This is a genomic window from Chryseobacterium sp. FR054 (genome assembly GCF_056844565.1).
The window spans coordinates 51,808-65,055 of record NZ_JBXDSA010000007.1; the positions used below are offsets into that span (position 1 = coordinate 51,808).

Sequence of the window (13,248 nt, forward strand, 5' to 3'; positions counted from 1 at the left end):
TATAATTTTGATGAAAAAACTTTTACTTTTATTTATATTTATAGGCACTTTTGTTGGTTTTTCCACCAATTTAAAAGCTCAGTTGAGAGAGCCTGGTTCCCTGTCACAGAAGGCTGATGACGGTGTTCTGGTTGCTTATCCGAATCCTGCGAAGGATTATCTGCTGATTAAAGCTAAAGATTCTTCCCTGAAAATCAAAAGTGTCACCTTCTATTCTATTTTAGGAATGCAGGTGGCCAGTTACAGTGTCAATATGAATTCCGGAGAGATCAATATTGAGAAACTGAAACCCGGAAAATATCTGATTCGCTATATTTTAAGCGATAATACCCAAAAGGTAACTCAAATTGTAAAACAATAAATTTAAATCCTGATAATCATCAGGATTTTTTCTTTTGCATTCATTCTGTTTCAATAATTCCGTAACTTACGGAACTTTTGTAGAATAAGGAATACAAATTGGAACGGGCACAGCGTTTAATCCGGAACCGGATTAAAATATAAAGCCAGGACGAAGGGTAAATCTGAAAATGTATCAACAGACATTCTTTATCTGTATTTATCCTTGTGATATATATTTCTTCCAATTTTTGCTATTTCCTTCTTTTACAGACTCACTGTAAAAAACAATTTAATGCTAAAAGCTGAACATATCAGAAAGACCTATAATGCAGGAAAAAAAGTAGCATTGGATGATTTCAGCATCCATGTTCCGAAAGGCAGCATTTATGGTCTTCTAGGTCCGAACGGAGCCGGAAAAACTTCTTTTATCCGTATCATCAATCAGATTACCCAGGCCGATTCCGGAGATATATGGATCAACGGGGACAAACTTAATCCAGATCACATCAGAGACATCGGTTATATGCCTGAAGAAAGAGGGCTGTATAAAAATATGACGGTGGGAGACCAGCTTCTTTATTTCGGAGAACTGAAAGGAATGAGCAAAAATGATGCACTGAATGAGGCAAAAAAATGGTTTGACAAACTGCATATCGACCAATGGTGGAAAAAGAAACTTTCTGAACTCTCCAAAGGGATGGCACAAAAGATCCAGTTTGTGGTAACGGTTCTTCACAGACCTCATCTTCTGATTCTGGATGAACCTTTTTCAGGTTTTGACCCGGTAAACGCGAATCTCATCAAAGATCAGATCATTGATCTTAAAAACAACGGAACGACGATTATTCTTTCTACCCACAGAATGGAAAGTGTGGAAGAAATGTGTGACTATGTCGCGCTGATCAATAATTCTAAAAAGATTATTGACGGAAGGGTTTTTGATGTCAGAGAAAAATTCAAAAAGAATATTTTCGGGGTTACGCTTTCGGAAGTAGACGAGACCAGGTTTGATCATTTCAAGACTCAATATGAGATTTTCAATTTCTCCAATGAAAACAATCTGGTTTCTTTTGAACTGAAAAATGAAAGCGGGCAAAATGATATTCTGATGGATCTGGTACACATTGGTAAAGTAAGATCTTTTGACGAAAGAATTCCGAGTATGAATGAAGTGTTTATTAATGCTGTAAGTAACCATTCTTAATTTTATGAACAATATTTTTTTAATTACAAAAAGGGAATTTCTTACACAGGTTAAGAAAAAATCCTTCATTATACTGACACTTCTGGCTCCCCTGCTACTGGTTGCTTTCGGTGGAGTGATCGGGCTTATGTTTAAAGCGAATGAATCTCACAGTGTGATTGAGGTGGTGGATAAAAGCGGGCTGTTTAAGGACCGGCTGAAGTCTAATGACAAACTCAATTATGTATTTGTTTCTGCGGCAGACGAGAAGTCAAAGATCAATAATCTGAAAGAGAATGAATCTCTGGACGGGATCCTGATACTTCCGGAACTTGCAGGACAGGATTACGAAGGTCTTCAGAACAGCACAAGACTGGTAGTCAACAGCAAAATAGGTTTTGATACCAAACAGAAAATCGTTTCCGATATTACGGATGTTATTAAAAAGGAAAAGATAAAACAACTGGGTATTCAGGAGAAGCAACTGAATGACCTGGACAAAGGCTTTACTTTAAAGACGATTAATGTTTCTGAAAATAATAAGGAAGATTCGGATCTTGCTTTCGGGGTAAAAAGCGGATTAAGTATTCTTCTGATGTATGTAACCTTCATGTTCATTATTATTTACGGAGTAAGGGTAATGAGAAGTGTTCTTGAGGAGAAGAACAACCGTGTGGTGGAAATCATCATCTCATCGGTAAAGCCATTTGAGCTGATGATGGGAAAAATTCTTGGGGTAACGCTTGTAGCCCTGACACAGTTTGTGATCTGGATCACGATGTCCGTTATCGGAGCTTTGGTCCTTAATACAGGATTTTCTTCGATTCAGAAAAACATTCCCGGCGGCAGTGAGGAAATGGCCAGTAAACTGGATTTTGCACAGATTGCCACACAGGTTTCCCACAGTCTTCTGGAACTGAATTTTCCGCTGATCATCTTCGTATTTATTGTATTTTTCCTTCTTGGATATATTTTTTACAGCTCTATTTATGCTGCTATCGGTTCTGCCGTGGATAATGAAACGGAAACCCAGCAGTTTACTTTATTTGCGATTTTACCACTTTCCTTAGGAATGTACGGAAGTTTTTCCTTAATGAACAATCCTGACGGACCTCTTGGGTTCTGGCTGTCTATTATTCCGTTTACTTCTCCGGTAGCAATGATTGCAAGAATACCGTTTGGCGTTCCGGCCTGGCAGATTGCCCTGTCTATCGTGTTATTGCTGGGAACAACAGTTTTCATGATCTTTTTAGCCGGAAAAATTTACCGTGTGGGGATTCTGATGTATGGTAATAAAGCTACGCTGAAGGAGATCTGGAAGTGGATCAAGGGATAAAGATCAGTCTCGAAAGAATATTTTGGATTTAAGGCAAAGATTTCTATGTATAGGCCGTGTTGATTTCAGGAAGCAAAGGATAGCATCAACTTCGTTGATTCGATGAAGCGGATGGATAAGCATACTGCTTTATTTCCTTTTTGATTTTCATATTTTTGTCTTTTAAAAAACTTCAGAATAATAAAAAAGATGAATTAACCAAACTTCTTATATCGAAATAAAAACTCCCGGAAAAGTCCGGGAGTTTTTTTATGATGAATAATAATTATTCTATTTGAAGATATAGCTTAAGCTTATGCCCAGAACCTGTTCAGATTTCTTTTTGCTGGTACCTCCTTTTTCTTTGGCAAGGTCAGGATAGGTATCTGAAAGACCTAAGTCGTATTTCAGGGTCAGTTCAAGCTGTCTCTTGTAGCTGTAACCGATTCCCAATCCCAGAGCGAAATTGAAGCTTGACGCTTTTCCGCTTACTGCCGGGTAAAGAGGATCTGTTACATCCGGATCATAGTAAGGTCTGCTTACCGGTGCATTTTTAACGTTCTGGTTTAAGAGAAAGTTAAATCTTGGACCAATCATTCCGAAGAATTCCGATTCAGCTTCTGAAAAGTATCCTTTGAAATAGACCGGTACGCTCAGGTAATTGTTGGCGTATACCGCATCATAACCGTCTTTTCCTTTAGCATCTTTATCTTTTCCGGTTTCTCCTGCACCATAGTACGTTACTTCCGGCTGTAAAAAGAACTGGTTGGCCTTTCCGATCGGGATGAGAGCCAAAGCTCCGCCCTGAAATGTATATCTGGCACCGGAAGGGTTATGGGCATTCCTTACACGGGAATAATTACCTCCGGCAGTGACCCCGAATCTTGTGCTTCCAAAATCGATCTGGGCAAAAGAAAGGGTAGAAACAGCCAATGCTGAGGCTAATAAAAGTTTTTTCATATTGTATTGGTTTTGTAGCTTATTATCCAAGGATTTTTGCAACAGTGGCACCGATGTCAGCAGGAGAATCTACAACGTTGATTCCGTTTTCTCTCATGATTTCCATTTTAGCCTGAGCTGTATCTTCAGCACCGCCTACGATAGCACCGGCGTGTCCCATTGTTCTTCCTTTAGGAGCAGTCTGTCCTGCGATAAATCCTACAACCGGTTTGTTAGATCCGCTTGCTTTGTACCATCTTGCCGCTTCTGCTTCAAGACCACCACCGATTTCACCAATCATTACGACTGCTTCAGTTTCAGGGTCGTTGATGAATAGTTCAAGAGCTTCTCTGGTTGTAGTTCCGATGATCGGGTCACCACCGATACCGATAGCAGTAGAGATCCCGTATCCGGCTCTTACTACCTGATCAGCTGCTTCATAGGTAAGGGTACCTGATTTTGAAACGATACCTACTTTACCTTTTTTGAAAACGAATCCCGGCATGATACCAATTTTAGCTTCTTCAGAAGTAATGATTCCCGGACAGTTCGGACCGATTAATCTGCAGTCTCTGTCAGCGATATAAGATTTTACTTTTACCATATCTGCTACGGGGATACCTTCAGTAATACATACGATTACTTTGATACCTGCTTCAGCAGCTTCCATAATTGCATCGGCAGCAAATGCAGGCGGTACGAAAATGATACTTACGTTGGCACCTGCTTTTTCAACAGCATCAGCTACTGTATTGAATACCGGCTTTCCTAAGTGCTCGCTTCCTCCTTTTCCCGGAGTAACACCACCTACAACGTTTGTTCCGTATTCAATCATCTGACCAGCGTGGAAAGTACCTTCGTTCCCTGTAAATCCTTGTACAATTACTTTAGAATCTTTGTTTACTAAAATTGACATTTTATTGTTGTTTTAATTTATTTAAATATTTTATTAATGCTCACAAATTTACTTAAATTTCTTTGATTTTGGATAAAACCTTCGGAATTGTTTATTTGAGATTTCTCAGTTTTACTTCTTTTTTGAGGTAGCCTTTAAAATCTTCTGCGAACATCCCGATATAGGTTCCTTTTTTAAGGTCCCGGTTTACTCCGGTCTTGCCTAGCAGGACGGATCCGCTTTCGATGGTATTGCCGGAAGCAATGCCCACCTGACCCCAAAGTGTAACCTCATCACCGATGATACAGCAGCCGGCCACTCCTGCCTGTGAAGCGATAAGACATCTTTTTCCGATCACGGTATCATGCCCTATCTGAATCTGGTTATCCAGAACCGATCCTTCACCTATAATTGTGGAATCCGTAACTCCGCGGTCGATGGTACATCCATTTCCGATTTCCACATTGTTTTCAATAATCACATTTCCTACGGAGATCAGACGGTCGAAATTACCATTCAGTTTTCTGTAATAGAAGGCATCTCCTCCCAATACGGTATTGGACTGAATGATTACGTTGTCGCCGATTACGGTTCTGTCTCCTATAACCACATTCGGGAATATAAGTACGTTTTTACCGATCTTTACATTATTTCCGATGACTGCTGAGGGGTGGATCTTTGTTCCCTCCCCTATTTCGGCATCATGAAGCTGCTCTGTAAAGTTGTATATCCGGGTAAAGTGGGTGTTGATCTTATTAAAGTCTCTGAAAGGATCATCCGACACCAAAAGAGCCTTTCCTTCCGGGCATTCCACTTCTTTATCGATCAGAATGATGGTAGCGGCCGAATTCAGGGCTTTATCGTAATATTTAGGATGGTTCACAAAAACAATGTCTCCCGGTTTTACTCTGTGAATTTCGTTGGTTCCTAAAACTTCAAAGTCTTCCGGCCCAATGAATTTTGAACCTATTAAATCTGCGATAGTTTTAAGTTTCTGTGGAGAATGGAATCTCATAAAAGAATAGATTTTATTATTTGAACCGGATTTTATCCGGTTCTTTTATAAATCGTCCCTTCGGGACTCTTCAAGTTTTCTTATAAAGCAAAATTCGGAATGCAAGTGCAAACCGAATCTTGTAAATTTTATTATTTAACTCTTTCCAGATAAGAACCGTCTTCTGTGCTTACCTTAATTTTGTCACCCGGCTCGATGAATAACGGAACCATTACTCTAGCTCCTGTTTCAACGATTGCATTTTTAAGGGCGTTGGTAGCTGTATTTCCTTTTACTCCCGGATCAGCTTCTATAACATCCAGATATACCGACTGTGGAAGTTCAGCGGAAAGAGGGGTTTCATCAACTTCTTTCAGAATGATCGTCACTTCTTCACCTGCTTTCATAAACTGGGAGTTTTCAATCATTTCCTTGTTCAGGTATAATTGAGAGAAATCGTCATTGTTCATGAAGTGGAATCCGTTTTCATCATCATAAAGATACTGGAACTTTCTGGTGATTACTTTTACTTCTTCAATTTTGTGTCCCGCAGAGAAAGTATTATCAATTACTTTACCGTTGGTTACCGACTTTAGTTTTGTTCTTACGAAAGCGGGTCCTTTTCCCGGTTTTACGTGAAGAAATTCAATTACTTTATAAATATCATTGCTGTACTCAATGCAAAGCCCTTTTCTGATATCGTTACTTGTTGCCATTAATAATATATTATTCTTTATTTTGTTTTAAAAGTAAGTACCCGTACATGAATATTGTCTACCAGCTGCTGGCCTAACCTGCCTACAACTTTGCCAGTCGGCGAAATATGTAAACTATTGGTTGGATTGTTAAACATTGCGTTATACCGGTTCAGCTGATCCACATTATTCTGAATCTCTGAATTGTTCTCATGTTTTTTAAAGAATGATTCTTTCTTCATGATTTTCCGCAAAGTATTATTGACATTATTTTTAGCAATACTGTCATTCTGCAGTGTATAGCTTTTCTCTATTGTCTGCTTCTTAGAATTGGACGGTTCAGTTTGCTGCCCGGCTATGATAGCTGAGAACAAAAAGGATAGTGCTAAAAATAAATTTTTCATAAGTGTGCGGGATTTTATTGTTTTATTTTAGCTGCTTTCTTTACCGGTTCCGTATCCTTTTACAATTCCTCTCGGAGAGTTTTGGATAAACTGAAGAATTTCGTCTCTTTCGGCTGTCGGAAGCATTTCTTTTTCAATATGGGAAATGGCCTGGGAAACGTTCATTTTCATCTGAAAAATAGCTCTGTATATTTTCTGAATTTCAAAGATTTTTTCATTGGTAAATCCTCTTCTTCTAAGTCCCACAGAGTTGATACCTGCATAAGACATAGGTTCCCTTGCTACTTTTACATAAGGAGGGATGTCTTTTCTTACGAGAGTACCACCGGAAATCATCACATGTTTCCCGATTTTACCAAATTGGTGTACAGCCGATAAACCTCCCATTACCGTATAATCTCCGATTTCAACATGTCCTGCAATACCGCAACCGTTTACAATGATGACGTGATCCCCGATCACACAGTCGTGTGCGATATGGGAGGTAGCCATAATAAGGCAATTTGCTCCTATCTTAGTGTATCCTAAGGCTTTTGTCCCTCTGTTTACAGTCACACATTCCCGGATTGTGGTATCATCTCCTATGATTACCTGTGTATCTTCACCATCAAATTTCAGATCCTGGGGGATCGCGGAGATTACCGTCCCGGGAAAAATTCTGCAATTCTTCCCTATTCTTGCTCCATCCATGATGGTTACATTAGGACCAATCCAGGTTCCTTCTCCGATTTCCACGTCCCCTGCAATTGTAGTAAAAGGCTCTACAATAACATTTTTGCTGATTTTTGCACGTTTATCTACGGCTGCTAATTGATGGATCATTTAATCAACTTTATTTTTTGCAACTTGAGCCATAAGCTCTGCTTCTACTGCCACTGTATCTCCTACATATCCGTACCCCTGCATATGAACGATACCTCTTCTGATAGGTTCTATCAATTCAATTTTGAAAATAATAGTATCTCCCGGAACTACTTTTCTCTTGAATTTCACTTTATCAATTTTAATGAAATAGGTAGAGTAATTTTCGGGATCCGGAACGCTAGCCAGTACAAGGATACCTCCTGTCTGTGCTAAGGCTTCTACCTGAAGAACGCCCGGCATTACAGGCTCTTTAGGGAAATGCCCTACGAAGAACGGTTCGTTCATCGTCACATTTTTCAATCCTACAACATGAGAATCTGAAAGCTCAAGGACCTTATCGATCAGTAGGAACGGAGGTCTGTGCGGCATAAGCTTCATGATTCCGTTGATATCGAAAACAGGTTCTTTGGTCAGGTCAAAATCAGGAACATTTTTCTTTTTCTGAAGTTTCCACTGGCGGTTCAGTTTTTTGGCAAACTGGGTATTTACGTAATGTCCCGGTTTGTTGGCAATTACCTTTCCTTTGATTTTTACTCCGGCTAAAGCAAGGTCTCCAATTACATCAAGCAATTTGTGTCTCGCGGCCTCGTTAGGATAATTCAGGGTAAGGTTATCAAGAATACCGTTCGGTCTGATAGACACATTGTCTTTACCGAAGGCTTTTTTCAGTTTTTCTGTGGTTTCAGGAGTAAGATCTTTGTCTACGTATACAATAGCGTTGGAGATATCTCCGCCTCTGATCAGCCCGTGATCGAGAAGCATTTCCAGCTCATGCAGGAAGCTGAACGTTCTTGCAGAAGAGATCTCGTCTTTGAATTCTGAAATATTTTTAAGGGTAGCATTCTGGGTTCCCAGTACTTTGGTTCCAAAATCTACCATAGTTGTCACTTCATAAGTATCTGAAGGAATAATGGTAATTTCTGACCCGGACGCTGGATCTGCATAGCTCAGTACTTCTTTGATCACCAGATATTCTCTTGCGACACTCTGCTCTGTCACACCTACACTTTCAATCGCTTCCACAAAGAATTTTGAAGATCCGTCCAGAATAGGCGGCTCGGAAGCATCCATTTCCATAATGGCATTGTCTATATCACATCCTACCAAAGCTGCCAGCAGGTGTTCGCAGGTTGTAATTTTAACACCTAATTTTTCTAATGTTGTTCCTCTTTCTGTTGCCACAACATAATTAACATCAGCTTCAACCTGAGGGTGCCCCTCCAGATCTGTTCTCACAAAAACAAAACCTGTATTTTCTTTGGCAGGCTTAATGGTAAGTTTTACTTCTTTACCTGTATGAAGACCAATTCCGGAAAGGGTTACTTCTTCCCGGAGTGTTTTTTGCATATCACTCATTAGTATTATCTTTTGAGGTATTCTCAAGATTATTTATTCTCTTTACAATTTCAGTGAAATTTCTGAAATGAACATAGTTTCTAAGGTAGTCATTATAACTGATCGCCGGAGATCCGTATAATGTTTCTTTATCATTAACACTGGAGTTCACCCCGCTCTGGGCCTGAATTTTAACCTGATTTCCGATTTTGATATGGCCTACAATGCCAACCTGTCCTCCGATCTGGTTCCAGTCTCCAATAGTTGTAGATCCTGCAATACCCGCCTGAGCTGCAATCACATTGTTCTGACCGATCTTCACATTATGGGCAATCTGGATAAGATTGTCGATCTTTGTTCCTTTTCCGATGATGGTAGAACCGATAGTTGCCCTGTCTATACTGCAGTTTGAACCAATCTCCACATCATCTTCAATAATTACATTCCCCAGCTGAGGTATCTTTTTAAACCCTTCCGGTGTCGGCTGAAAACCGAATCCGTCTCCTCCGATTACCGTATTGGAATGAATCACACAGTTATCGCCGATAATACAGTAGTCATAAATTCTGGCACCACTGTCTATTTTACAGTTTTTACCGATTTTCACCCCCTTACCGATATATACGTGCGGATAGATCTGTGAACCTTCACCTATTTTTGCTTTTTCCGAAACATAGGTAAATGCCCCGATATAGGCTTTGTCTCCAATTACAGCAGTATTGTGGATAGAGGAACCGTTTTCAATTCCCTCTTTTCGTCCCTGCATTTCCTGGTACAGGTTCATCAGGATCTGAAAAGACAGATAAGCATCCTTTACCACGATCAGGGTAGGATTATAAGTATTGTCAGCCAAAAGCTTTTCCGAAACAATGATAACGGAACATTTTGAGGTATCCAAGAAATGAGAAAACCGATCTTGTGCTATAAAAGAAAGATGTCCCGATTCCCCGTTTTCTATTGGTGAAACCCCTGTAATAACCGCGCTTTCGTCGCCTATTATTTTTCCGTCGATAAAACTTGCAATTTGCGAAGCTGTAAATTCCATATTCTGCAAAGATAAGAAATTCTGTAATTCGCAAACATTTTTTGGTTTTCTGAACGTGAATTTTAATAATATTTATGAAATTATTTGTGAAATATCTCTTGGGAAGTTTAAAATATACCGGGTAGTCTTATGTACCATCAGGCCTGATAAAAGCTGATCCTGGGATTCTTCCAGCCGTATTTTTTTTCCGTTTTTCTGGAGCAGATAAATAGGCTGTTTTTCGGTATCATAAGGCAGTAATTTCCGTTTAATTTCATGTACCAGTTCTTTTCCATTATCAATTCCGAAAAATTCATTGGTATTTTTCACTTTTTCCTCAATGAATTTCTGTTCAAACGGATGAGATGAGATAATGGTTTTCGGGAGGTTTCTCTGGGTTACACATTTACACCAGTATGAAAGGATAAAATCATCGGAATCCTGCCACAGTTTCATTGCCTGGATCACATCATTGTCATCAAGCTGCGTGAATCTGTAAATATCTTCATCTGTTGCTGAACTTTTTCCACGGTAAAGAAAGTACTTCAGATTTTCACCTGCCGGGAGTTCCACACCTTGTGAAACCAGATATTTGGCGCGCTCCAGAATCTTCACCAAAAGGAATTCCGCCAAAGCCGACGTTTTATGATAATACACCTGCCAGTACATGAACATTCTTGCCGTGAGAAAGTTTTCAATGGAATAAACGCCTTTTGCATCAATTACCAATTCACCTTCACCACAGACGTTCATCATAGAAATGATCCTTTGGGTATTAATATTTCCTTCGGAAACTCCTGTAAAAAAGCTGTCCCTTTTCAGATAATCAAGACGGTCTACATCCAGTTGGGATGAAATCAGCTGATTGAAAAATTTTCTGTGATATTTTCCCCGGAACATTTCAATTGCAACCGATAGCTGCCCGTTGAACACTTCATTCAGTTTATTCATCAGCAACAGTGACAGTTTCTCGTGATGCCAGTCGTCCATCAGCATACTTTCCAGCGCATGGGAAAACGGACCGTGGCCAATATCATGCATCAGAATAGCCAGCATCGCACCTTTTTCTTCTTCATCTGAGATTTCCACTCCTTTCTGTTTCAGTGTTTCCAAAGCTGTAAACATCAGGTGCATCGCTCCCAATGCATGGTGAAATCTTGTATGGGTAGCTCCCGGAAAGATCAGATTCAGAAGCCCGGTCTGCCCGATCCTTCTCAGTCTCTGAAAATAGGGATGTTCAATAACGTCAAATAAGATTTCGTAAGGGATTTTGATGAAGCCGTGAACCGGATCGTTGATGATTTTAAGCTTGTTCTGCATTGGAAACGTCGATATTAGTAAACAAAGTTAGGGATTTTAATTTTTAGGTATCATTAATTCAGCATTAAAAACCTTTTTGGCTGACTAAAGTCCACCTCTATTGAATAAATTCTACCAATTACATTAAAAGCTTTTTAAATAAAACATTACACTTAAAAAATGATTAAGTGTCAAAAAAACTTTTGTATCTGTTGTTGTTAACAATTATCTTTATAGTTTAATAATCTATTAGTCTTTCATGAGAAAACATCTGTTTTTCATCCTGCTTTTTACAGCACATTTCTTTTCTGCACAGATGTTATCTGAAACTCAAAAACTGGAATCGCTCTGCCGGGTATGGGGATTTTTAAAATACTATCATCCTCATGTTGCGAAAGGCAGTTTCGACTGGGACCGGCAGTTGCTCGAAAAAATAGATGAGCTGGAAACCGTTCAGAATAAAGCCCAGCTGAACCAGCTGTATTTTAACTGGATTAACAGTCTCGGAAAGGTTGATGAATGCCGGGAATGTATGAAAACAGGAAAGGGAAAAACCTATTTTCTCAAAAATTTCGATTTAAGCTGGATCAGAAACTCTGTCATTTTTAATGAACAGGTAAGCCTGCAACTGGCTTTTATTGAAAACAACCGGAATACCGGAAGCAATCATTATATAGGTCGGTACGGGAGAAAAGGATTCTTCAGACATGAGAATTCTTACGGATCGGAATATACTTCAAAACAGGTGAGCCTGCTGGAACTTTTCAGATACTGGAATTTTGTGGAATACTTTTTTCCTTATAAATATGAGACCGACCAGAACTGGAATGATGTTTTAACGGAAATGATTCCCAAACTGATCCGGGTAAATAATGACACTGACTACCATCTCACCCTTGCGGAACTCGTTACAAAAGCTGATGATTCCCATGCTTTTTTATTTTCACCGCTGATTACTGCGAATTTACACGGAAGAAAAAAGATCCCTGTACAATACAGATATGCAGAAGGGAAGCTGGTCGTAACGAAGATCAGTCAGAATTCTTTTCATGAAGAAGTTCCCCTGAAGCCTGGTGATGTGATCTATGATGTTAACGGGATGACGATTCCACAGATGATCAATAGTTTCGGAAAATATATTCCGGCATCCAATTCCTGGGGCAAAATCACCAAAATAAGAAATGTTTTTCTTTTCAGCAATAAAGATTCCATCCGGATTAAAATTGAAAGAAACGGACAAAATATGGAGATCGCTGCAAAAACCTACCTCTTCAAAGATATAATCCAGGAAAAGCCCGATGTTCCGGAAAAATGGAAGTTTCTGGATCCGGATAAGAAAACAGGATATGTACATATGGGCACCATCGAAAAAAAAGATCTTGATGAGATGTACCGAGAACTGAAAACCGGTTCTTCCATTATTTTTGACCTCAGAAATTATCCGAAACAGACCATTATCCCCTTAAGCCGGATGATTCTGCCCAAAAGAACACCTTATTGCCGGTTCAATTTTCCTGAAACAGACTACCCGGGAAAGTTTTATACGGCGGTCAACAGCATTGGCAAAAAAAATTCTGATTATTATAAAGGAAATGTCGTAGTTTTAGTAGATGAAAATACCCAAAGCCAGGCCGAGACCACAGTGATGATGTTGAAGCAGCATCCGAAGGCAAAAGTGATCGGAAGCAATACGTCAGGAGCCAACGGAGATGTTATCATGTTTAAAATTGCCGGGCTGGACACCTGTTTTTCGGGGCTGGGAGCCTATTATCCTGACGGAAGAGAAACCCAGAGGATAGGCATCGTACCTGAAATCATCATAAAACCTACGGTAAAAGGGATTCAGGAAGGAAGAGATGAAGTGCTGGAAAGGGCTCTGGAATATATAAGAACCGGACGTTAGGCTGGAAGGAAACCGGACGTTACCGGCGTTATTTTCATTTAACTAATATTTAACTT

13 protein-coding genes are annotated in these 13,248 nt (G+C 39.6%); 4 read left to right on the top strand and 9 right to left on the bottom strand.

Going from position 1 to position 13,248, the window contains the following annotated elements:
* Positions 1-10: 10 nt before the first annotated feature.
* The 3 genes from AC106S_RS22370 to AC106S_RS22380 all read left to right on the top strand — a co-directional run bounded on the left by AC106S_RS22370 (position 11) and on the right by AC106S_RS22380 (position 2,861).
* The gene (locus tag AC106S_RS22370) at positions 11-361 is read left to right on the top strand and encodes a T9SS type A sorting domain-containing protein (RefSeq protein WP_062701858.1); all 351 of its coding nucleotides are present in this window, start codon (positions 11-13) and stop codon (positions 359-361) included.
* 273 nt (positions 362-634) lie between these two features.
* The gene (locus AC106S_RS22375; RefSeq protein WP_482442062.1) at positions 635-1,546 is read left to right on the top strand and encodes an ABC transporter ATP-binding protein; all 912 of its coding nucleotides are present in this window, start codon (positions 635-637) and stop codon (positions 1,544-1,546) included.
* A gap of 4 nt (positions 1,547-1,550) precedes the next feature.
* A complete protein-coding gene (locus tag AC106S_RS22380) occupies positions 1,551-2,861 on the top strand; it encodes an ABC transporter permease (RefSeq protein WP_482442063.1) in 1,311 nt (436 codons plus the stop codon).
* Positions 2,862-3,131: 270 nt separating this feature from the next.
* Here the strand turns inward: AC106S_RS22380 and AC106S_RS22385 are convergent, their stop codons facing one another.
* The 9 genes from AC106S_RS22385 to AC106S_RS22425 all read right to left on the bottom strand — a co-directional run bounded on the left by AC106S_RS22385 (position 3,132) and on the right by AC106S_RS22425 (position 11,310).
* Complete coding sequence (locus AC106S_RS22385) at positions 3,132-3,800, bottom strand: porin family protein (RefSeq protein WP_482442065.1); 669 nt, start codon at positions 3,798-3,800, stop codon at positions 3,132-3,134.
* 22 nt (positions 3,801-3,822) lie between these two features.
* Positions 3,823-4,695: a succinate--CoA ligase subunit alpha gene (gene sucD / locus AC106S_RS22390; protein ID WP_047378735.1), complete on the bottom strand. Its 873-nt coding sequence runs from the start codon at positions 4,693-4,695 to the stop codon at positions 3,823-3,825.
* 91 nt (positions 4,696-4,786) lie between these two features.
* Complete coding sequence (locus AC106S_RS22395) at positions 4,787-5,689, bottom strand: UDP-3-O-(3-hydroxymyristoyl)glucosamine N-acyltransferase (protein ID WP_482442067.1); 903 nt, start codon at positions 5,687-5,689, stop codon at positions 4,787-4,789.
* 131 nt (positions 5,690-5,820) lie between these two features.
* Positions 5,821-6,384 (bottom strand): elongation factor P, encoded by a 564-nt coding sequence (gene efp / locus AC106S_RS22400; protein WP_482442068.1) that lies wholly within the window; start codon positions 6,382-6,384, stop codon positions 5,821-5,823.
* A gap of 17 nt (positions 6,385-6,401) precedes the next feature.
* A complete protein-coding gene (locus tag AC106S_RS22405; RefSeq protein WP_482442069.1) occupies positions 6,402-6,767 on the bottom strand; it encodes a hypothetical protein in 366 nt (121 codons plus the stop codon).
* A gap of 27 nt (positions 6,768-6,794) precedes the next feature.
* Positions 6,795-7,589, bottom strand: a complete 795-nt coding sequence (lpxA, locus tag AC106S_RS22410; RefSeq protein WP_062701872.1) for an acyl-ACP--UDP-N-acetylglucosamine O-acyltransferase — start codon at positions 7,587-7,589, stop codon at positions 6,795-6,797.
* On the bottom strand, positions 7,590-8,987 hold the full coding sequence (locus AC106S_RS22415) for a bifunctional UDP-3-O-[3-hydroxymyristoyl] N-acetylglucosamine deacetylase/3-hydroxyacyl-ACP dehydratase (RefSeq protein ID WP_482442071.1): 1,398 nt from the start codon (positions 8,985-8,987) through the stop codon (positions 7,590-7,592).
* A complete protein-coding gene (gene lpxD, locus AC106S_RS22420; RefSeq protein WP_482442073.1) occupies positions 8,980-10,011 on the bottom strand; it encodes a UDP-3-O-(3-hydroxymyristoyl)glucosamine N-acyltransferase in 1,032 nt (343 codons plus the stop codon). Before lpxD ends, AC106S_RS22415 begins: the two co-directional genes overlap by 8 nt.
* Positions 10,012-10,083: 72 nt before the next feature.
* Entirely contained in the window at positions 10,084-11,310 is a 1,227-nt protein-coding gene (locus AC106S_RS22425; protein ID WP_482442075.1) for an HD domain-containing protein, read from the bottom strand.
* Positions 11,311-11,548: 238 nt separating this feature from the next.
* Here AC106S_RS22425 and AC106S_RS22430 point away from each other — a divergent pair, with 238 nt between their 5' ends.
* Positions 11,549-13,192, top strand: a complete 1,644-nt coding sequence (locus AC106S_RS22430; RefSeq protein WP_482442077.1) for a S41 family peptidase — start codon at positions 11,549-11,551, stop codon at positions 13,190-13,192.
* Positions 13,193-13,248: the final 56 nt, after the last annotated feature.

Excerpts from the sequence above, each read along its gene's own strand:
- AC106S_RS22375 (WP_482442062.1), top strand. The coding sequence starts at position 635 with ATGCTAAAAGCTGAACATATCAGAAAGACCTATAATGCAGGAAAAAAA.
- AC106S_RS22430 (WP_482442077.1), top strand. The coding sequence starts at position 11,549 with ATGAGAAAACATCTGTTTTTCATCCTGCTTTTTACAGCACATTTCTTT.
- AC106S_RS22405 (WP_482442069.1), bottom strand. The coding sequence starts at position 6,767 with ATGAAAAATTTATTTTTAGCACTATCCTTTTTGTTCTCAGCTATCATA.
- AC106S_RS22370 (WP_062701858.1), top strand. The coding sequence starts at position 11 with ATGAAAAAACTTTTACTTTTATTTATATTTATAGGCACTTTTGTTGGT.
- lpxA (WP_062701872.1), bottom strand. The coding sequence starts at position 7,589 with ATGATCCATCAATTAGCAGCCGTAGATAAACGTGCAAAAATCAGCAAA.
- AC106S_RS22415 (WP_482442071.1), bottom strand. The coding sequence starts at position 8,987 with ATGAGTGATATGCAAAAAACACTCCGGGAAGAAGTAACCCTTTCCGGA.
- AC106S_RS22395 (WP_482442067.1), bottom strand. The coding sequence starts at position 5,689 with ATGAGATTCCATTCTCCACAGAAACTTAAAACTATCGCAGATTTAATA.
- AC106S_RS22385 (WP_482442065.1), bottom strand. The coding sequence starts at position 3,800 with ATGAAAAAACTTTTATTAGCCTCAGCATTGGCTGTTTCTACCCTTTCT.
- AC106S_RS22425 (WP_482442075.1), bottom strand. The coding sequence starts at position 11,310 with ATGCAGAACAAGCTTAAAATCATCAACGATCCGGTTCACGGCTTCATC.
- lpxD (WP_482442073.1), bottom strand. The coding sequence starts at position 10,011 with ATGGAATTTACAGCTTCGCAAATTGCAAGTTTTATCGACGGAAAAATA.
- efp (WP_482442068.1), bottom strand. The coding sequence starts at position 6,384 with ATGGCAACAAGTAACGATATCAGAAAAGGGCTTTGCATTGAGTACAGC.
- AC106S_RS22380 (WP_482442063.1), top strand. The coding sequence starts at position 1,551 with ATGAACAATATTTTTTTAATTACAAAAAGGGAATTTCTTACACAGGTT.
- sucD (WP_047378735.1), bottom strand. The coding sequence starts at position 4,695 with ATGTCAATTTTAGTAAACAAAGATTCTAAAGTAATTGTACAAGGATTT.